Raw genomic sequence first — 20,346 nt, 5'->3', positions numbered from 1 at the left:
GCGGGATGGGGATCGCTCGGCTCGTCTGTCGGCTGGTACCCGCAGATATCATGTTGACGGTCCCTCCACCCTGGTTCCTACATACCTCGTAGGAGCCGGGAGGAACATACAAGCCCATGCTCGGCTTCGAGGATGCAGCCGAGCATGGGCTCGGCTCTACAATCTGCTGCTTCAACCACGGAAGTTGATCGTGCGCGCACTCCTGTCCCTCGGTTCTCTGCTGCTTGCGATGTTGCCGTTCGCTGAAGCGAACGCAGCACCACCAACCTGGCATCCGCCGCAGGGCACCACCGAGCTGCCGTTGTGGCCGCAGGGCACGGTGAAGGCGCCGCCAAAACTGAAAGGTCCCGAGCAGGTTGGCGAAGCAGTTTCCAAGGCCAGCGGAGAACGCTGGACGATGCTGAAGAACGTGGCCGTGCCGACACTCACCGTGTTTCCGCCGAAGGGACCGGCCAATGGCACCGCGGTGATGGTGGTGCCCGGTGGTGGTTACCGGGTGCTGGCGATGGACCTGGAAGGCAGCGAAATCTGCGAGTGGCTGAACGCGCAGGGCATCACCTGCGCGCTGCTGAAGTACCGCGTGCCGGCGTCCGGCCCGAGCTGGGATCCCGACTGCAACTGTCGCGACAACCCGACGGTGCCGATGGCCTTGCAGGACGCGCAACGCGCAATGGGCCTGCTGCGCGCGCACGCACAGCGCTGGAACATCGACCCGAAGCGGGTGGGGGTGATCGGTTTTTCGGCGGGTGGTCACGTGGTGGCGGGATTGAGCACGCACGCACGTCGCAGCTACACGGCGGTCGACGCGGCCGACTCACAGTCCAGCCGCCCGGATTTCGCGATGGTGATGTACTCCGGCCATCTGTGGGCCGGGCATGGCAAGGGGCTCTCGCTGGTCAGGGACATTGTCGTGGACAACGCGGTGCCGCCGACGTTCATTGCGCAGGCCACCGATGATCGCACCGATGATGTGCGCGAATCACTCGCCTACTACCAGGCACTGATCGACGCAGGCGTACCCGTCGAGATGCATCTGTTCGCCCGCGGCGGTCACGCGTTCGGGCTGCGCATGAAGGATGCACCGGTCACTGCGTGGCCGCGGCTGGCCGAGCGCTGGATGCAGGATATCGGCATGCTGCCGGAACGCCAGCTATAGAGCCGAGCCATGCTTGGCTGCCCGTGCCAAGCCGAGCGTGGGCTCGGCTCTACAGTGCCAGCTCACCTCTGGAGAACGCGACCAGCGTAGCGATGGCCACCACCAGAATGGCACCGAACAGCACCCATTCCCAGCGCGTAAATACCTGCTCACCGCGTTGGAGCCGGGTCATTGCGAACACCACCACACCGGGCACATACAGCAGGACCGACAGCAGCAGGTTGTCGAGGCCGCCGGCATACACCAGCCACAATGCATAGGCGCTGGCCAGCAGGGCAACGACGAAATCGCGCCAGCGCACACCCGGTTCACCCGCATAGGCCTGGCCACGCCAGGCCAGCTGCACGCCGAACGCGGTCGACAGGAAGTAGGGCACCAGGCTCATCGACGCGGCCAGCAGCACCAGGCCGGTGTAGCTGCCGGAGTTGACCAGCACCAGCAGCAGGAACAGCTGGATCAGCCCGTTGCTGAGCCAGAGCGCGTTGGCCGGCACGCCGCGCGCGTTCTCGCGGCCCAGGAAGGCCGGCATGGTGCCGTCGCCCGCAGCGGCGTACAGCACTTCGGCACACAGCAGCACCCAGGCCAGCAGCGCGCCGAGTACCGAAATGATCGAGCCGATGATGATTACCGTCGCGCCCCACTCGCCAACGATGGCGCGCAGCACGTAAGCCATCGACGGATTGGGCAATCCGGCCAGTTCGGCCTGCGACAGCACGCCCATCGACAGCAGGCTGACCAGCACCAGCAGCAGCCAGACACCGAGGAAGCCGATCACCGTGGCGCGGCCGACATCGGCACGGCGGGCCGCGCGGCGCGAGTAGATGCTGGCGCCTTCGATGCCGATGAATACCCACACGGTGACCAGCATCATGCCGCGCAGCTGCTGGCCGAGGTCGCCGAGTGCGGGCGTGCCCAGGAAATCGGCGCGGAACACATCCATGCGGAAGGCACCGGCGGCCAGGATCAGGAACAGCGTGATGGGCAGCAGCTTGGCCACCGTCACCAGGCCGTTGACGATGGCGGCAGTGCGCAGGCCGCGCAACACCAGCAGGTGCACGGTCCAGAGGAGCAGCGACGAAGCGGCCACGGCGGCCGGGGTATTGCCTTCACCGAAGATGGGCATGAAGTGGCCGAGGCCACTGAAGATCAGCACGAAGAAGCTGGCGTTGCCGAGCACCGAGGCAACCCAGTAGCCCCATGCGGCGGAGAAGCCGATGTAGTTGCCGAAGCCCTCGCGTGCGTAGGCGTAGATGCCGGTATCGAGGTCCGGCCGGCGGTTGGCCAGGGCCTGGAACACGAAGGCCAGCATCAGCATGCCCGCGCCACTGACCGCCCAGCCGAGCAGCGCCGCTGCCGGCCCGGCGCTGCGCGCCACGTTCTGCGGCAATGAAAAGATGCCGGCGCCGACCATCGAGCCGACCACCAGTGCGGTCAACGCGGGCAGCCCGAGGCGTTGTGAGGTCGTGGCCATGATGTCCCCTGCGGCGGTGATGCCGCTACCCCACGGTAGCGGCGTGCCCGTGAACATGCACGCAAGGGGGCCGCAACGACGAAGGCCCGGGCAGATGCCCGGGCCTTCGAAGGTGGTGCGATGAACGGTATTACTTGAAGGTGTACTTGGCGCCGACGGTGAAGTAACGGCCGATGGCGCCGCTGAAGTGCAGCGGGTTGTAGTTCACGCCACCGTAGGTGGTCGGGTCGAGCGGAGCGATGCGATCGAACACGTTCTGCACCGAGGCATTCAGCTCGAAGGCTTCGGTGATGTTCCAGCGGCCGGACAGGTCGAAAGTGGTGAACGAGGAGATCTTGGTGACGTCGGTACCGTCGAAGTACGAGAACTGGTACGAGCCCTCCGGACCACGGAAATCCTTGTTCTCCATCTTGGAGATGTAGTTGGCGACGCCGCTCACACTCCACGGACCCTGGCGCCAGGTGGTGCCGAAGTTGATGCGATCCTTCGGCGTACCGATGCAGTTGGTCACGTCGCAGTTGCCGTGGGTGCCGGCGTAGTCGCGGGTGACGTCGGCATCGGTGCGCTCGAACTTGAGCACATGGCTCCACTGCAGGTCCATTTCCAGCTGGCCCGGGCCGATATCGAAGGTCTGGCGGATATCGGTATCGATACCGCGGACGCGGGTCGATGCGGCATTGATGTACGCCGTGTTGACGGCCAGGATGCTGCCGGTGCCCGGGACGCCGTTGAGCAGGTTGTTGTCACGCAGCACATTGCCTGCCGCGATCGCCGCACCCGTATCGCCCTGGGCGATTTCGTTGGTGCGCTTGATCTGCCATGCATCCACGGTCAGCGAGGTGGTGGAAGTCGGCTGCAGCACGATGCCCACCGAGTAGCTCTTCGACTCTTCCGGCTTCAGGTCCTTGTTCGGACGGGTGATGATCGCGACCGGCAGGGCGCCGCAATCGTCGGAGGTCGCACCTGGTGCGGGGTTGCCGCCCGGGCAGCGCACCGGGTCGGCAGCATTGGAGAAGGCAGCCAGGCCACCATCGCCGTTCTCGGCCGGGTTGGGCGCGCGGAAGCCTTCGGCGTAGCTGGCACGCAGGGCGATCCAGTCAGCCGGGGTCCACTTGATGCCCAGCTTCGGCGTTGCCTTGCCTTCGCCGCTTTCGTACTTGTCGTAACGCAGCGCGCCGGACAGTTCCAGCTGTTCCAGCACCGGTGCCGACAGTTCCACATAGCCGGCGTAGACGTTCTGGGTGCCGTCGTAGGCCGAATAGCCCAGGCCGATGATCTGGCCCTGGTCGGTGAAGGTCTGCGGGGTCAGGCTGTTGCTGGTCTTGCGCCACTCGGTACCGATCGCCAGGCCCAGCGGGCCACCCTTCAGGTCCATCAGGCTGCGCGACACGGTGAAGTCGAACATGTCCAGGGTCGACTTGGCACGTGCACTGATCCGCGGCGAGATGAAGTCGTACAGCGCCTGCGAATTGAGGTTGGCGTTGTCGCCGATGCGCCACACACCACCGGCACAGTTCGGATTGGCCAGGGCGCAACGCACGTTGTCGTAGTTGAGGAAGCCGGTGCGCTTGTTGACCAGGTCGGTGCCGGAGTGCAGGTAGGCGGTATCGTAGCTCCAGTCACCCCAGTTGCCCTTGACGCCGACCAGGAAGCGGGTGAACTCGTTGGAGTTGTCGGTCACGCGCGGGCCGACATCCCAGGCCGAGTAACGCAGGCGCGAGGCCTGGCCCGGGATCGGGTTGTCCGGATGGTTCGGGCCCAGCACGGTGGCGCCATCGCCACTGTTGGCGTTGATCGGGCCACCGGGGTAGCCCCAGCCACCGGAAACACCGGACGGCGTGTTGCTGAAGGTGGTGTCCTTCTTCGAGTAGCCGATCTCGGTGTAGATCTCGCCGCCTTCGCCGAAGGCGAAGCTGGCACGACCGAACACGTTGACGTACTTCTCTTCCGGGGTCAGGTCACGGTACAGCTGGTTCGGATCCCACAGGCAGCCCTGTGCCTGGGCGGTCGCGTCGTTCTGGCCGGGAATGGTGGTCAGGCCGGCACAGCCCGGCAGGGCGACCAGATGGCCGGTGCTGTCGTACACCGAACCATTCGGACCTACGCCGCCGCGGGTACCGCCGCTGAGGAAGGCGCCGCCCAGGAACTGAGCGTTGTTGCCGTAGCCCCACGGGCGGGTATCGCCGGTGCCGATCCACTTGCGGTTCTTGCGATCGCTGATCTTGATCGCGTCGGTCTTGCCGACGTCCAGGCTGAAGAAGGCATTCCAGCCGTCAGTGGCCAGATCGCCGGTACCGGCGGTCAGGGTGGCCTTCTTTGCGTTGCCGTCGCCGTCGCCGGAGGTGCCGTACGAAGCGCGCAGGATCGCGCCCTGGAAGTCACTGCGCAGGATGATGTTGACCACGCCGGCGATGGCATCGGAGCCATAGATCGCCGAGGCGCCATCCTTCAGCACTTCCACGCGTTCAACCGCGTCGAGCGGAATGGTGCTCAGGTCGGTGAAGACCTTCTGGCCGTCATCGGCCAGGCCGTAGGTGGCCATGCGGCGGCCGTTCAACAGGACCAGGGTCGAGCCCGCGCCCAGGCCACGCAGCGAAATACCGGCACCACCGCCGGCGAAGCCGTTGCCGAAGGTCTTCGGAATGGAGCCGGAACCATCAGCAGTCAGGGTCTGCAGGTATTCGGCAACCGTGGTCTTGCCGGTGCGGTCGATTTCCTGGCGGGTCACCACCTGCACCGGGGACGGTGTTTCGGTGTTGGTGCGCGGAATGTTCGAACCGGTGACCGTGATGCGGTCCAGGTTGGTGGCCTTTTCCTGCGCGAAGGCGGAGGTGGAAGCCACGGCGCCAACCAGCAGCAGGGTGCCGCCGGTAAGGATGTGGGTGATGGACGATGCCAGGGTGCAGCGGCGGCGGCTGGCGGGCCGTTGGATCAGGTGTTTCACAGCTTCTCTCCTAACTGGAAAACCGTAGCGTTGAGGGCTGTCTCCGGAGTGTCCGGGACGGGCCAATCTAGGTTTCCGACGGGTGACGAAGACGTGAAATTTTGCTTAATCCGTAACGTTTGAGGTCGAACTTTGCCGAGTTTGGCATTTCGATCTCGAAGGCCGGTCCGACAGGCGGTCGGACCGGCCCCGGATCGTCAGTCCGGCAACGAGAACTGCACCGGCACCAGGCCGATGGCCGGTACCGCTACGCCATCACGCTGGGCCGGTTCAAAGCGCCAGCGCTTGAGCACCTGCTGGCGTGCGGCCTGGTCCAGGTGGCGCGAGCCACTGCTGCGCTCGATGCTGACCGCGACCGGCTGACCGCTGTTGTCGACCTCCACCCGCAGCAGCACCGTGCCCTGCTCATGGTTGCGCAGCGCGGCGACCGGATAGGCCGGCGGCGGTGCACTGCGGTACTGCAGCTGGGCGCCGGCCAGCGGTGTATGGGTGTCGATGCTCGGCGCAAGTTGCGGTGGGGCCTGTTCAGCGGCCGGCAGCGTGATGCCCTGGGTTTCCTCCACGGTCGCGGTAGGGGCCGGCAGTGGCGGTGTCGCCGGCTGTGCGTGCGGTTTCGGCACGACCCGGGCGACTTCCTTCGGTTCCTGCAGCACCGGAGGGGGCGGCGTTGGCGGGATCTTCTCGATCAGCCTGACCGTGGTCTTGTCACGCGGGACCTGCACGGCCTGGTAGGTCGCCGGAATCAGCAGCAGCAGGAACGCGAGCAGATGCAGAGCGATGGCCGCGCTCCAGGCGGCAACGCGGGCGGGGTCGAAGTGCGGGGATGCAACGGGATACGTACGAACCATGGTCCACCTCCATGCCAGTGACGAAGTCCTCAACGCACCAGGGCCCGTGGCGGGGTTGCCGCACGCGGCTGGCAGTCAATCATTAACGCCAGGGCCCTGCCACTGCCTAGAGGCAGGGGCAGGATCGTTGGGCTGGCCTTCAGCCAGCCGCCCCGGCCCACATGAAAAAGGCGGGCCCCCGCGGGACCCGCCTCTGTCTAACGGAAAGGATGGGATCAGCGACCCAGTTCGAACACCACGTCCAGGTTGACCGAGACGGTCGATTCACCCGGTGCGACCGGGGTGGCCTTGTCCATCGCCGCGCCGGCCGACATGGTCCGCATCATCGGCATCGGGCGGTAGCCGCCGCCGGCGTTCTCGGAGATGCTGACGATGCGGCGCACCTGCAGGCCCAGCGACTTGGCATAGGTCTGGGCACGGGCCTGGGCCTTCTTCAGCGCGGCGAGGCGGGCTTCGTCATAGACCGGTTCCGGCTGGTCGATCTCGAAGCTGGGGCCGTTGATCTGGTTGGCACCCTGCGCGGCCAGCGCGTCCAGCACCTTGCCGAGCTTGGCGATGTCGCGGACCTTCAGGCTGACCGTGTTGCTGGCCTGGTAGCCGGTGATTTTCGGCGCTTCGTTGTCCGCATAGCGGTATTGCGGGTTGAGGCTGACGCCGCTGGTCTGCACGTCACGCTCGGCGATGCCGGCGGCCTTGATCGCGGCCAGCACCTTGTCCATCTGCTGGGCGTTCTGGCGCATCGCGCTGTTGCCATCGGCGGCCTGGGTGACCACGCCTGCCGACAGGGTGGCCACGTCCGGCACGCGGGTGGCTTCGGCATTGGACGAGATGTTCAGCAGGGTGCCTTCGGCCGCGGCGGCGATCGACGGCGACGACGGGGCGGCATGGGCGGTCATCGAGGTTCCAAGGGCGAGGGACAGGGCGAGCAGCAGCGGGGTGGCGGTCAGGCGCATGGGATCTCCTTGTTGTGCGGATGAGGGTGGTGTCGTAGCGATGAACGCGCTGTGAGCCCGTTCGGGGTTGTGTGCGTTCCTCGACAGGTTGCCGACGATTCAGGTGACGGGCTCAGGTTATGCTGTGCCGATGCTCTATCTTGCTTCCCGCTCCCCCCGACGCAACCAGTTGCTGGCCCGACTCGGACGCCCCTTCCAGGCCCTGGACCTGGAGGTCGTCGAGCAGCGCGCCGCGACCGAGAGTGCCGAACAGTATGTGTGCCGGGTCGCCGCCGACAAGGCACGCGCCGGGCTGGCCCGGGTGCTGGCCGAAGACCCGCAGGCGCAGGTGCTCGGTTCGGACACCGAGGTGGTGCTGGACGGTGAAGTGTTCGGCAAGCCGGCCGACGCCGCCGACGCGCGCGCGATGCTGGCGCGACTGGCCGGGCGCACCCATCAGGTAATGACCGCCGTGGTGGTGGTCGGTGCGGATGGTCTGGACAGCGAACTGGTCATTTCCGAAGTGACCTTCGCGCCGATCGACGACGCTGACATCGCCGCCTACGTGGCCACCGGTGAGCCGCTGGACAAGGCCGGCGCGTACGCCATCCAGGGCGGGGCCGAACGCTGGATCGAACATCTTTCCGGCAGCTACTCCGGCGTGATGGGATTGCCGCTGCTGCACACCGATCGTCTGCTGGCGCGCTGCGGCGTGCCGGCCCCAACTGCTGATGCCGCCAGGGAGGCTGCCGATGTCTGAGGAAATCCTGGTCAATGTGACCCCGCGCGAAACCCGGGTCGCGGTGATCGAAAACGGCATGCTGCAGGAACTGCACATCGAGCGCGGCTGGCGCCGTGGCGTGGTCGGCAACATCTACAAGGGCAAGGTGCAGCGGGTCATGCCCGGCATGCAGGCCGCGTTCGTCGAAGTGGGTCTGGAGCGCGCCGCGTTCCTGCACGCCAACGACGTGGTGCGCCCGGCGCCGGTGGCCAGTGCCGACACCGAGAACACGACCCTGCCGCCGCCGGCCAGCGTGCCCATCGTCGAGCTGCTGCGTGACGGCCAGGACATCGTGGTGCAGGTGGTGAAGGACCCGATCGGCACCAAGGGTGCACGCCTGACCACGCAGATCAGCATTCCGTCGCGCTACATGGTGCTGCTGCCGCAATCCAAGGTCGTGGGCGTGTCCGCGCGCATCGAGGATGAAACCGAGCGCGCGCGGCTGAAGGCATTGGTGACCGAGCTGTCGGCCCAGCATGGTGGCTACGGCTACATCGTGCGTACCAACGCCGAAGGCCAGCCGGCCGAAGCCATCGCCGAGGACATCGCCTACCTGTCGCGGGTCTGGAACGTGGTCGAGCGACGGGGCCGCGAGGCAGCCTCGTGCAGCAACATCTATGAGGACCTGAGCCTGCCGCTGCGTTCGGTGCGCGACCTGATCCGCAAGGACGTGGACAAGGTGAAGGTGGATTCGAAGGAGACCTTCGGCCAGCTGCAGGCCTTCGTTGCCAAGTACATGCCGGTGCTGGCCGAGAAACTGGAGCTGTACGCCGGTGATCGCCCGATTTTCGACATGTTCGGGGTGGAGGACGAGATCGGCCGTGCGCTGGACAAGCAGGTGCCGCTGAAATCCGGTGGCTACCTGGTGATCGACCAGACCGAGGCGATGACCACCATCGACGTCAACACCGGTTCGTTCCTCGGCCAGCGCAACCTGGAAGAGACGGTGTTCCGCACCAACCTGGAAGCGGCACAGGCAGTGGCACGGCAGCTGCGGCTGCGCAACCTGGGCGGCATCATCATCATCGACTTCATCGACATGGATGATGCCGAGCATCGCCGCCAGGTGCTGCGCACGCTGGAAAAGGCGCTGGCCCGCGACCATGCCAAGACCACGGTGTACGACTTCTCGCCGCTGGGCCTGGTGGAAATGACCCGCAAGCGCACGGTCGAAAGCCTGGAGCGCCAGCTGTCGGAAACCTGCCCGCAGTGCAGCGGCCGTGGCAGCATCAAGACCACCGAAACGGTGACCTACGAGATCTTCCGCGAGATCACCCGTGCCGTGCGCCAGTTCGATGCCGCGCGCCTGCTGGTGATCGCCTCGACCAAGGTGGTCGCGCGCATCACCGACGAGGAATCCTCGGCGGTGGCCGAGCTGGAGGAATTCCTCGGCAAGAGCATCCGCTTCCAGGCGGACGAGCAGTACCTGCAGGAGCAATTCGATGTCGTTCTGCTCTGATCCTCGCCGGCCGCAGGCCGGCGGTGGCCGATGAGCGCGCCGCCGCGCCTGCGACTGCGAAGGATCCGCCGTCATTTCATTGCCGCCTGCGCGGTGGGCCTGGTCGGGCTGGCACTGCTGGTGGGCACCCTCAGCCAGCTGCTGCCGCTGGCCGAGCGCCATCCCGACAGGATTGCCGCCTGGTTGAGTGAACGCGCCGGCCAGCCGGTGCATTTCGACCAGCTGCAGACGGCCTGGACCCGGCGTGGCCCGCTGCTGCAGCTGAAGGGCCTGCGCATCGGCGCCGGCCAGGGCCTGGCCATCGGCGAGGCCGAGGTGCTGGTGTCGATGTACAGCGGGCTGCTGCCCGGCCGCTCGTTGACCGAACTGCGCCTGCGTGGCCTGGCACTGGACCTGCAGCAGGGCGAGGACGGCCGCTGGTCGGTGCGTGGCCTGCCGCAGTCCAATACCGGCGGCGACCCGCTGGACGCGTTGCGCCGGCTGGGCGAACTGCAGGTGATCGGTGGCCGCCTGGGCGTGCATGCGCCGGGCCTGGGCATCGACACCACGCTGCCGCGCATCGACCTCCGCCTGCGCGTCAACGGCCAGCGCCTGCGGGTGGGCGTACGGGCATGGGCACAGGCCGATGCGCTGCCTTTGACCGCGGTACTGGACGTGGACCGCGCAGGCGGCAACGGCCAGGCCTGGCTTGGCGCAGACCCCGTTGATTTCCACGCCTGGTCGCCGCTGCTGGCGGCCGGGGGCATCCGCCTGCGCGAGGGCAAGGGCGAACTGAACCTGTGGCTGACCCTGCGCGATTTCGCGCCGGTGGCCCTGACCACTGATTCGGACCTGCGTGACGTCCGCATCGACGGCGCACCGATGCCCGACGTGGCTGCTCCGCAGCTGCAGCTGCAGCGCGTGCAGGCCCGCCTGCGCTGGCAGCGCCAGGCCGATGGCTGGGCGTTGCAGGTGCCGCGCCTGCGCCTGAAGTCGGCGGACGGTGAACAACAGCTCGATGGCCTGCACCTGCAGGTCGGCAAGCAGTTGCGGGTTGGTTCCGGCGAGGTACAGGCCGGTACCGCGCTGCGCGCCCTGGCGCTGAGTGATCGCCTCGACCCCGGCCTGCGCCATTGGTTGTTCCTGTCCAAACCACAGCTGGATGTGCGTGAGCTGCAGCTGGCCGGCGAACGTGATGGCCCGTTGTGGGTCCAGGGTGAGCTGCAGTCGCTGGGCTTCGCCAGCGTGGGTCACTCGCCGGGCCTGCGTGGCCTGGGGGGACGCTTCGAGGGCGATGCCGATGGCTTCAGCCTGCAGCTGCAGCCGCAACGTCAGCTGCAGTTCGATTGGCCGACGGGCTTCGGCGTGCGCCACGACCTGCATCTGGCCGGGCAGGTGGTGGGCTGGCGCGACGAGGCCGGTGGCTGGCGCATCGGCACCGCGGCGATGCGGGTGGAAGGTACCGATTACGCGGCCGATGTGCGTGGCGGCGTCTGGTTCCAGGGTGACGGCACGCGGCCGTGGCTGCAGCTGGCGGCCAAGCTGGACGATGTGCCGATGACCGCGGCCAAGCGGTTCTGGATCCATTCCAAGATGAGCAAGGGTGCTACCGACTGGCTGGACATGGCACTGGCCGGTGGGCAGGTGCGCAACGGTGTCGGCCTGGTCAGTGGTGACCTGGATGACTGGCCGTTCGACAACCATGATGGCCGCTTCGAGGCCACCGGACACATCACCAACGGCGAGATCCGCTTCCAGCACGATTGGCCGCTGATGCGCCAGGTCGATGCCGATATCGCCTTCATCGGCCCCGGCTTCGACATGCGTGGGCGCGGCGATCTGGCCGGCGTGGCGGTACAGGCATTCGAAGCGGGCATTCCGGACTTCGGCCAGCAGCCGCTGTATGTGCGCGCGGATGCGCCCAGCGATGCGGGCAAGCTGCTGGCGATGCTGCGGCAGAGCCCGCTGCACAAGGACTATGGCGATACCCTGGACAACCTGGTCGCCAGCGGCCCGGCGCACGTGACCTTCGACCTGCTGCAGCCGCTGCACCACGATGAAGGCGGCGGTCACCTGCAGGGCACGGTCGACCTCAATGGTGTGAAGCTGGTGGACAAGCGCTTCCAGCTGGCCTTCGACAACATGCATGGGCAGGCGCGCTACAGCAATGGCGGCTTCGGTGCCGAGGAACTGGCGGTGCGCCACCTTGGTCAGGACGGCCGCCTGAGCCTGCGCGCCGGCGGCTACGTGCACGACAGCAGGCTGGCGTTCGAGTCGCAGCTGACGGCCAACCTCGACGCCGGCGTGCTGATTGACCGCGCCCCGGAAATGGCGTGGCTCAAGCCCTATATCGCCGGTACCTCGCCATGGACCATTGCGGTCAACCTGCCCAAAGTGGCACCGGGAGCGCCCGCACCGCCCAGCGAGCTGCGCCTGAGCTCGGATCTGGTGGGAACCCGCCTGGACCTGCCGGCGCCCCTGGACAAGCCGGCCACCGAGCCGCTGGCGACCACGGTGGCCGCGCAGCTGCCGATGGGCGCTGGCCGCATCGATGTAGCCTTTGGCCAGCGTCTGGCCCTGGCCGCGCGCAGCCACAACAACCGCACCGGTGTGCAGGTCACCCTGGGCAGCGACCATGCCGATCGCGAGCCGCCGCCGAGCGGACTGTCCGTCAATGGCCGCAGCCCGACCCTGGATGCGCTGGAGTGGATCGGCCTGGCCCGCGGTGGCAACGACGATGACGGCATGCCGCTGCGTGCAGTGGACGTGCAGGTCGGCAAGCTGATGTTGATCGGCGGCGTCTTCGAGCAGACCCGCCTGCAGCTGCAGCCGGGACCGCAGGCGCTGGATGTGCGCCTGGATGGACCTTCGCTGGCCGGTCGCCTGACCGTACCCAATGCCGAAGGAGGCACCATCAGTGGCCAACTCGATCGCGTGCACTGGCAGTCGCTGCCACCGGCACCGGGTGCGGCCGCGCCAGCGCGGGTGCAGGCCGGTGCCAATGACATGGACCCGGCCAAGCTGCCGCCGTTTGCACTGGACATCGCCGACCTGCAGTTCGGCAAGGTCGTGCTCGGCCAGGCGGTGCTGCGGACGCGGCCACTGGCCAACGGATTGAACGTGGACGAGCTGCGCTTCCGCGCGCCGGACCAGGAGATCGACATCACCGGCCGCTGGCTGGGCCGTACCGGCGGCGCCCGCACCGAACTGACCGCACAGGTGCGCAGCGAAGACCTTGGCGGCCTGATGCAGAACCTCGACTACGGCGGCCAGCTGCGCGGCGGCTCCGGCCAGGCGCAGCTGCAGGCGTCGTGGAGCGGGGGGCCGTCGGACTTCCAGCTGGCCAACCTGCAGGGCCGCCTGGACCTGCACGCGCGCAATGGCCAGTTGCTGGAGCTGGAGCCGGGCGCCGGACGTGTGCTGGGCCTGCTCAGCGTGACCCAGCTGCCGCGGCGCCTGATGTTCGATTTCCGCGATTTCTTCTCCAAGGGCTTCGCGTTCAACCAGGTCGACGGCAGCGTGCAGTTCGGACAGGGCATGGCCCGCACCGACAAAGTACTGATCGAAGGCCCGGCGGCGAACATCACCATCCGCGGCCAGGCCGACCTGCGCAACCAGCAGTTCGACCAGACCATCGATGTCAACCCGCGCGCCGGCAACCTGCTGACCGTGGTCGGCGCGGTGGCAGGTGGCCCGGTGGGCGCGGCGCTCGGCGCGGCCACCAATGCGGTATTGTCCAAGCCGCTCGGCGAGATCGGCGCCCGCACCTACAAGGTGACCGGCCCCTGGAAGGAGCCGAAGGTGGAAGTGATCGAACGCAGCCGCGACAAGACCCCGCCAGCGCCCGTGCCGCGCCCGGCCCCGGCCGTTCCGCCGACCGTTACCGACCTGCCACGCTCACGCTGAGCGTGGACCTCCTGTTCACGGGGCTTGCCTGAGCGCCCCCGCACCCCCAGATCGAGACCATGACTGATATCGCCCTGACGCTTGCCCAAGACCGCCTGCTGCGCCCCGGTGGCCTGGATACTGCTGGCCTGGAGCGCACCTTCGGGCAGTTGCTCGGCCCCGGAGTCGACTTCGGAGACCTTTATTTCCAGCATGCCCGCCGCGAGAGCTGGAGCGTGGAGGATGGCATCGTCAAGGACGGTGCCCACTCCATCGAGCAAGGCGTGGGCGTGCGGGCGATTTCCGGCGAGAAGACCGGTTTCGCCTATTCCGATGACATCCATGCCGACGCGCTGCTGGCCGCGGCGCAGTCGGCGCGTGCGATCTCGCGCGAAGGTGGCGCGCAGGCCGGGCGCTCGCTGCTGCGCGGCAATGCACGCGCGCTGTATCCGGCGCTGGATCCCATCGATGGCGTCGGCAACGAGGCCAAGGTCGAGGTGCTCAAGCGCCTGGACGGCTACCTGCGTGCCGCCGACCCGCGCGTGAAGCAGGTGATGGTCAGCCTGTCCGGTGGTGTGGACACGGTGCTGATCGCCCGCAGCGACGGCGTGCTGGGCGCTGACGTGCGCCCGCTGGTGCGCCTGAACGTGCAGGTGATCGTCGAACACAACGGCCGCCGCGAGTCCGGTTATGCCGGTGGTGGTGGCCGCTATGGCTATGAGGAACTGTTCGCGGATGGCCGCCCCGAGGCATTTGCCCGCGAGGCCCTGCGCCAGGCGCTGGTGAACCTGGACGCCGTGCCGGCGCCGGCCGGGGTGATGCCGGTGGTGCTGGGCCCGGGCTGGCCCGGCGTGCTGCTGCACGAGGCGGTCGGCCATGGCCTGGAAGGCGATTTCAACCGCAAGGGCACCAGTGTCTACGCTGGCCGCATCGGCGAACGCGTTGCCGCCCCGGGGGTGACCATCGTTGACGACGGTACGCTCGACGGCCGTCGCGGTTCGCTCAACATCGACGACGAAGGCCACCCGAGCCAGTGCACCACGCTGATCGAGGACGGCATCCTGGTCGGCTACATGCAGGACAGCCTCAATGCACGCCTGATGGGCATGGCACCGACCGGCAACGGGCGCCGCGAATCGTTCGCGCACCTGACCATGCCGCGCATGACCAATACCTACATGCGTGCCGGCCAGCACGATCCGCAGGAAATGATCCGTTCGGTGAAGAAGGGCCTGTATGCGGTCAACTTCGGCGGCGGCCAGGTCGACATCACCAGCGGCAAGTACGTGTTCTCGGCCACCGAGGCCTACCTGATCGAGGATGGCCGCATCACCGCGCCGGTGAAGGGCGCGACCCTGATCGGCAACGGTCCGGAGACCATGCAGAAGGTGCGCATGGTCGGCAACGACCTGGCCCTGGATGAGGGCGTGGGTATCTGTGGCAAGGACGGGCAGAGTGTGCCGGTGGGTGTCGGCCAGCCGTCGCTGTTGATCGAGGGCATCACCGTCGGCGGTACCCAGGCCTGAGCCGGGCGATGGCCAGCGCCACCGCCCGCGCCGGCGCGGACTCAGTCCTCGTCGGCTTCGTCGGTCTCGACGTGGCCGGCGTCTTCGGCGCTGGCCTTCAGGCCGAGCGCCGCCGGCAGCATCAGTGCGCGCAGCACCTGGTAGATCTCGCGGTAGGCACGCGGCGGCTTGTTCTTCGCCTTCTCGGCCTGCGCATTGCGCACCAGCGTGCGCAGCTGCTGGCGGTCGGCCTGCGGGTAGTCGTCCAGCAGGGCGGCCAGCGCCTTGTCACCTTCGGCCAGCAGGCGCTCGCGCCAGTCTTCCACGCGGTGCATCATCGCCACCTCGCGGCGGCCGGTTTCGCTGTTGGCATCCAGCGCATCGCGGATCGCATCCAGCGTGGCGTCTTCTTCGCGGCGCATGTGCTTGGCCAGGAACGCCAGCTGGCGCTTGTGGGCGATGTGGGCGGTGATGCGCTTGCACTCGGCGATGTGCGGCAGCAGGTCTTCCGGGATCGGCAGGCGCGCCAGCTGGGCCGGTGTCAGCGACACCAGTTTTTCGCCCAGGGCCAGGACGTCGAGCGCGTCGCGCCGGTTCTGGCTGCGGCTCTTGTCGTGGAATTCACCGGTTTCTTCGTCGCGTCCGCGCATCGTCCATACCTGATTTCAAAAAAAGTCGCCCGGCGTGATGCCGGGCCCAACCCGTACAGGATAAAGCATTGAACGTGATCGCCCCTGAAGCCGCCGTCGGCGACGACAGCCCGGCCCGGCTGGAACGGCTGGCCGACCTCTCCCAGCAGCTGCTCGACCGCGCCCGCGCGCTGGGCGCCAGCCAGGCCGAAGTCAGCTGCAGCGAAGACCGTGGGCTGGAGGTCAATGTCCGCCTCGGCGAGGTCGAAACCGTGCAGTCCACCCGCGACCGCGGCATCGCCGTCACCGTGTACTTCGGCCAACGCAAGGGCAGCGCCAGCACCGGCGACCTGAACGAGGCCAGCCTGGCGGCCACGGTCGAGCAGGCCTGCGCCATCGCCCGGCATACCGAGGACGACCCGGCCGCCGGCCTGGCCGAGGCGGACCTGATGGCCACCCACTTCCCGGATCTGGACGGCTGGCACCCGTGGGCGCTGCAGGCCGACGAGGCGGTGGACCTGGCCCTGGCCTGCGAAGCCGCAGGCCGTGAGGCCGATGCGCAGATCCGCAATTCCGACGGCGCCTCGGTGTCGAGCATGCAGAGCCTGTCGGTCTATGCCAATTCGCATGGCTTCATCGGCCGTGAGCGCGGCACCCACCATTCGGTCGGTTGTGCGCTGATCGCCGGGCAGGGCGATGGCATGCAGCGTGACGGCTGGTACACCAGTGCGCTGGCTCGCGAGGACCTGGAGGACGTCGGCCTGGTCGGTCGTCGTGCCGCCGAGCGCACTGTTGCCCGCCTGCAGCCGCGATCGCTGGCCACCGGCAGCATGCCGGTGCTGTTCGCCCCGGAAGTGGCGCGCAGCCTGGTCGGGCACCTGCTGTCGGCGGTGTCCGGCGGTGCCCTGTACCGCCAGGCCAGCTTCCTGCTGGACAGCGTTGGCCAGCGCCTGTTCCCGGAATGGATGCAGATCGAGGAGCTGCCGCACCTGCGACGTGGCCTGCGCTCGGCAGCCTTCGACGGCGACGGCGTCGCCACCCGGGCCTCGGCGCTGGTCCGCGATGGCGTGCTGCAGCGCTATGTGCTGGGCAGCTACTCGGCACGCAAGCTGGGCCTGCAGACCACCGCCAACGCCGGCGGCGTGCACAACCTGCAGTTGGCGGCCAATGCCGGCTCCCTGCAGGACATCGCGCGGCAGATGGGCGACGGCCTGCTGGTGACCGAGCTGATGGGGCAGGGCGTGAACGGCGTGACCGGCGACTATTCGCGTGGCGCGGGTGGCTTCCGGGTCGAGAACGGCGAGATCCAGTACCCGGTGGACGGCATCACCATCGCCGGCAACCTGCGCGAGATGTTCAGCAGCATCGAGGCGGTCGGCAGCGACGTCGATCCCCGCTCGCACATCCGGACCGGTTCGATCCTGTTGGGGCGGATGACCATCGCAGGTAATGATTGATGCCGTCGATGGCGTAAGCTATGCCCGCCTGACGCAATCAGCTGGGTGCTGGTTGGTCAAGACCACCCAATGAAAAGGAGTTTTGTCGTGAGTGAATTCGATAACGTCCCGCCGCCGCCGCCGGCCACCACCGACGTCCCGGCCGACCAGCGCACCATGGCCCTGGCCGCGCACCTGCTGGGCATCTTCACCGGCTTCATCGGCGCGCTGATCATCTGGCTGATCAACAAGGATGACGCGGGCAAGGCCTTCGTGACCGACCAGGCCAAGGAAGCCCTGAACTTCCAGATCACCGTGACCATCGCCATGGTCATCAGCATGATCCTGATGATCGTGATCATCGGCGGCATCCTGGCGCCGATCGTCGGCATCATCAGCCTGGTGTTCAGCATCATCGCTGCGGTCAAGGCCAACAACGGCGAAGCCTACCGCTACCCGTTTGCGCTGCGCCTGATCAAGTAATACCGGCTGCATGCGGAACTGAAAACGCCCGGTACTGCCGGGCGTTTTCGTGTGCGGGAAATGCCGGGCCGCGTGCAGCGATCAGTGATCGCGTTCCACCGCCAGCGTCGCCAGTGCGCGCAGTGCATCGGCCTCGTCGCCATACCCGGCCAGCAGGGCCTGCATGCGTGCCGCCAGTTCCTGCAGCTGCGCCTTCGCACCGTCCATGCCGAGCAGGGCGGGGAAGGTGCTCTTGTCCTGTGCCTGGTCCTTGCCGGCGGTCTTGCCCAGCTGTTCGGAACTGGCTTCGACATCGAGGATGTCATCGCGCACCTGGAAGGCCAGGCCAAGCGCATCGGCGAAGCTGTCCAGCTGGGCCAGCTGCGGTCCGTGGGCCTGGCCGCACAGCGCGCCCATGCGTACCGCCGCCCGGATCAACGCACCGGTCTTCAGGGCATGCATGCGGGTCAATGCCGCCAGCGTCTGCTGCTGGCCGGTGGCATCGATGTCCAGCGCCTGGCCGCCGCACATGCCCGAAGCACCCGAGGCATGGGCCAGGGTCTGCAGGCAGGCCACGCGCAGGGTGGCCGGCAGCGGTGCATCGGCCAGCAGGCCGAAGGCACGGGTCTGCAGCGCATCACCGGCCAGGATCGCAGTGGCTTCGTCGAAGGCGATGTGGGTGGTCGGCTTGCCGCGACGCAAGGCATCGTCGTCCATCGCCGGCAGGTCGTCATGCACCAGCGAATAGGCGTGGATCAGCTCGACGGCCATCGCGGCGGCGTCCAGGTGTTCCAGTTGCGCGCCGAACAGATGACCACTGGCGTACACCAGCAGCGGCCGCATGCGCTTGCCACCACCGAGCACCGAATAGCGCATGGCCTGATGCAGGCGCTGCGGCGCCTCGGCGGGCGAGGGCAGTGCGGCATCGAGCTGGCTTTCGATACGGTCGCGCCAACGCGCGAACAGAACCTCAGCCGTCATGGCTGGGCGGATCGAAAGGCTCGGAGGCTTCCGGCTGCGCCGGATCGCTGAGCAGGCGCACGCGCAGTTCGGCCTGCTCCAGCGCCTGCTGGCACTGGCGGTACAAACCGACACCACGCTCGTAAGCACTGAGCGAAGCTTCCAGGCTCAGCTCGCCGGTTTCCATCTGCTCCACCAGCTGCTCCAGCGATTCGAGCGACTGCTCGAACTGGGCGACCGGGGAGGCGTTTTCGGGGGACTTCTTGGCCATGCGGCAAGTGTGGACGGGCCGCGCGCGGGGGTCAATTCACCAGCCGCCGGGACGCCACCGCAGCTGTGCCTCGTTCGCCTGCAACCAGGCCTGCAAGGGCGCGGCGATGACCACGTCGGCGGCGGCCAGCAACTGCGGGCCATCGAAGATCAACGGCAGCTGCGCGCGCCGCCATGGAGCAAGGCGCTCACGTTGCAGGCAGTCCTTCAGCGCGTGCGAATGCTGGCGGCCGGGCAGCAGGATGCGCTCACCGCCCACGCGTGCACGGACCTGCAGTGGCTGTTCGAAAGCGCTGGCGCCAAGCAGGCTCAGCTGGCCACCGTCGGGCAATGGCAGCGGTGCACGGCCATCCCAGGCCGCCTGCCAGTCTAGAGGCAGCGAGGGCAGCCGGGCTGGCAGCAGGTAGGCATGGTCACGCCATTGCTGGATCACGTGATCCTGCCAGCGCACACGCGCCTGGCGGTCGGTGTCGGCCGGCAACAGCTCCTCCAGCGCCTGCTGCAACACCGTGGCCGGCAACGGTGCTGCGCCGTTGCCGATCACCCAGGCGCGCAGCACGCGTGCCGCGCGCCCCGGTGATACCTGACGCAGCAACTGCAGCGACAGCACGCGCGGTGCCACTTCCAGGTGCGCGATCAGCTCGGCGTCTTCCTCGTCCAGCAGTTCGCGGGTCTGCCGGCAATGCGTCGCGCTGCCGGCCAATGCCGCCGCCGCGTGCGGCCAGCGCTGGCGCAGCAACGGCAACACCTGCAGGCGCAGGAAGTTGCGATCGGCGTGGTCTTCGGCGTTGCTGGGGTCTTCGATCCATTGCAGCGCGTGCTGCTGGGCGTAGTCGAGCAGCGCGGTGCGCGGCGTCGACAGCAGTGGTCGCCACAGGTGATGTTCGCCAAGACGGCTGCGTGCGGACATCGCTGCAAGGCCATCGACGCCCGAACCGCGCAGCGCGCGCAGCAGGAAGGTCTCGGCCTGGTCGTCCTGGTGCTGCGCCAGTGCCAGCGTTTCACCTTCGCGCAGCTCGGCCGCGAAGGCGGCACGTCGTGCCTGGCGCGCCGCGCCTTCGAGGCCCAGGCCTGTGGTGTCGTCGACCTGTACGTGGTGCACGGCCAGCTCGATACCGAGGGCCGCGCACTGCTGCTGGCAATGCCGTACCCAGTCGTCGGCGGCTGGCTGCAGACCGTGGTGTACGTGCATCGCACGCAGCGGAGTGCCGGAGGCCTGGGCGCAGCGCCACAGCCAGTGCAGCAGCACGGTGGAGTCGACACCGCCGCTGTAACCCACCAGCAGCGGCGCATCCAGCGGAACGAGGGCGGGGAAGGCAGTCACGGCGGCAAGTATAGGGTGGGGTTTACTTGGCAGGGCTGCGCCCTGCACCCGCTACGAGCCAGAGCAACAGCAACAGCAACAGCAACAGCAACAGCTGGTCAGCTGAGGGATGGCGGGGTGGGTCCGGTTGCGGGAGACGCCGTAAACCCATCCTTGGGGGCTTGGCCGCGGCATCCATGCCGCGGACACTCCCGCAACCGGACCCACCCCGCCTTCGACAGTTTCCTGCGAACTGTCGGAATTGCTCTTGGGGTCAGATCCGTTTTCCGCAGGAAAACGGATCTGACCCCGGATTCAATTCGATA

At 67.6% G+C, this 20,346-nt stretch carries 15 protein-coding genes; 7 read left to right on the top strand and 8 right to left on the bottom strand.

Annotated features, from left to right (window positions below; all coding sequences use genetic code 11):
• Positions 1-190 precede the first annotated feature (190 nt).
• The gene (locus tag QP552_RS15060; RefSeq protein WP_286073973.1) at positions 191-1,156 is read left to right on the top strand and encodes an alpha/beta hydrolase; all 966 of its coding nucleotides are present in this window, start codon (positions 191-193) and stop codon (positions 1,154-1,156) included.
• A 49-nt stretch (positions 1,157-1,205) separates the two neighbouring features.
• Here the strand turns inward: QP552_RS15060 and QP552_RS15055 are convergent, their stop codons facing one another.
• The 4 genes from QP552_RS15055 to QP552_RS15040 form a co-directional block, all read right to left on the bottom strand.
• Positions 1,206-2,627 carry a basic amino acid/polyamine antiporter gene (locus QP552_RS15055; RefSeq protein WP_286073972.1) on the bottom strand — a complete coding sequence of 474 codons (1,422 nt, stop codon included), beginning with the start codon at positions 2,625-2,627 and terminating at the stop codon, positions 1,206-1,208.
• Between the two features lie 130 nt (positions 2,628-2,757).
• A complete protein-coding gene (locus QP552_RS15050) occupies positions 2,758-5,571 on the bottom strand; it encodes a TonB-dependent receptor (protein ID WP_286073971.1) in 2,814 nt (937 codons plus the stop codon).
• Positions 5,572-5,768: 197 nt separating this feature from the next.
• Positions 5,769-6,419 carry an energy transducer TonB gene (locus QP552_RS15045; protein ID WP_106550595.1) on the bottom strand — a complete coding sequence of 217 codons (651 nt, stop codon included), beginning with the start codon at positions 6,417-6,419 and terminating at the stop codon, positions 5,769-5,771.
• A gap of 215 nt (positions 6,420-6,634) precedes the next feature.
• Positions 6,635-7,372, bottom strand: coding sequence for an SIMPL domain-containing protein (locus tag QP552_RS15040; RefSeq protein WP_106550596.1), 738 nt, complete (start codon positions 7,370-7,372; stop codon positions 6,635-6,637).
• Positions 7,373-7,502: 130 nt separating this feature from the next.
• Here QP552_RS15040 and QP552_RS15035 point away from each other — a divergent pair, with 130 nt between their 5' ends.
• From QP552_RS15035 to tldD, 4 genes are read left to right on the top strand one after another with little or no spacing between them, the layout of a single operon-like run.
• The gene (locus QP552_RS15035; RefSeq protein WP_111112145.1) at positions 7,503-8,111 is read left to right on the top strand and encodes a Maf family nucleotide pyrophosphatase; all 609 of its coding nucleotides are present in this window, start codon (positions 7,503-7,505) and stop codon (positions 8,109-8,111) included.
• Positions 8,104-9,591, top strand: a complete 1,488-nt coding sequence (gene rng, locus QP552_RS15030) for a ribonuclease G (protein ID WP_099555021.1) — start codon at positions 8,104-8,106, stop codon at positions 9,589-9,591. Before QP552_RS15035 ends, rng begins: the two co-directional genes overlap by 8 nt.
• A gap of 30 nt (positions 9,592-9,621) precedes the next feature.
• A complete protein-coding gene (locus tag QP552_RS15025) occupies positions 9,622-13,476 on the top strand; it encodes a YhdP family protein (RefSeq protein ID WP_111112146.1) in 3,855 nt (1,284 codons plus the stop codon).
• A 59-nt stretch (positions 13,477-13,535) separates the two neighbouring features.
• Entirely contained in the window at positions 13,536-14,981 is a 1,446-nt protein-coding gene (gene tldD / locus QP552_RS15020; protein ID WP_106550599.1) for a metalloprotease TldD, read from the top strand.
• 41 nt (positions 14,982-15,022) lie between these two features.
• Here the strand turns inward: tldD and yjgA are convergent, their stop codons facing one another.
• Positions 15,023-15,610, bottom strand: a complete 588-nt coding sequence (gene yjgA / locus QP552_RS15015; protein ID WP_106550600.1) for a ribosome biogenesis factor YjgA — start codon at positions 15,608-15,610, stop codon at positions 15,023-15,025.
• Between the two features lie 68 nt (positions 15,611-15,678).
• Here yjgA and pmbA point away from each other — a divergent pair, with 68 nt between their 5' ends.
• Both pmbA and QP552_RS15005 read left to right on the top strand, forming a co-directional pair.
• A complete protein-coding gene (pmbA, locus tag QP552_RS15010) occupies positions 15,679-17,046 on the top strand; it encodes a metalloprotease PmbA (protein ID WP_049428314.1) in 1,368 nt (455 codons plus the stop codon).
• 87 nt (positions 17,047-17,133) lie between these two features.
• Positions 17,134-17,508 carry a DUF4870 domain-containing protein gene (locus QP552_RS15005; protein WP_106550602.1) on the top strand — a complete coding sequence of 125 codons (375 nt, stop codon included), beginning with the start codon at positions 17,134-17,136 and terminating at the stop codon, positions 17,506-17,508.
• Between the two features lie 81 nt (positions 17,509-17,589).
• Here QP552_RS15005 and QP552_RS15000 read toward each other — a convergent pair whose 3' ends face one another.
• From QP552_RS15000 to tilS, 3 genes are read right to left on the bottom strand one after another with little or no spacing between them, the layout of a single operon-like run.
• Entirely contained in the window at positions 17,590-18,468 is an 879-nt protein-coding gene (locus tag QP552_RS15000) for a farnesyl diphosphate synthase (protein WP_286073970.1), read from the bottom strand.
• On the bottom strand, positions 18,458-18,718 hold the full coding sequence (locus QP552_RS14995; RefSeq protein WP_005410522.1) for an exodeoxyribonuclease VII small subunit: 261 nt from the start codon (positions 18,716-18,718) through the stop codon (positions 18,458-18,460). The genes QP552_RS15000 and QP552_RS14995 overlap by 11 nt, the downstream gene beginning before the upstream one ends.
• 36 nt (positions 18,719-18,754) lie before the next feature.
• Complete coding sequence (gene tilS, locus QP552_RS14990; protein ID WP_286073969.1) at positions 18,755-20,041, bottom strand: tRNA lysidine(34) synthetase TilS; 1,287 nt, start codon at positions 20,039-20,041, stop codon at positions 18,755-18,757.
• Positions 20,042-20,346: the final 305 nt, after the last annotated feature.

It is taken from the genome of Stenotrophomonas sp. 59 (genome assembly GCF_030291095.1).
In the GTDB taxonomy this organism is placed as follows: Bacteria; Pseudomonadota; Gammaproteobacteria; order Xanthomonadales; family Xanthomonadaceae; genus Stenotrophomonas; species Stenotrophomonas maltophilia_Q.
The sequence above is the reverse complement of the archived record's forward strand: the minus strand, read 5'-3'. Positions and strand labels throughout refer to the sequence as shown.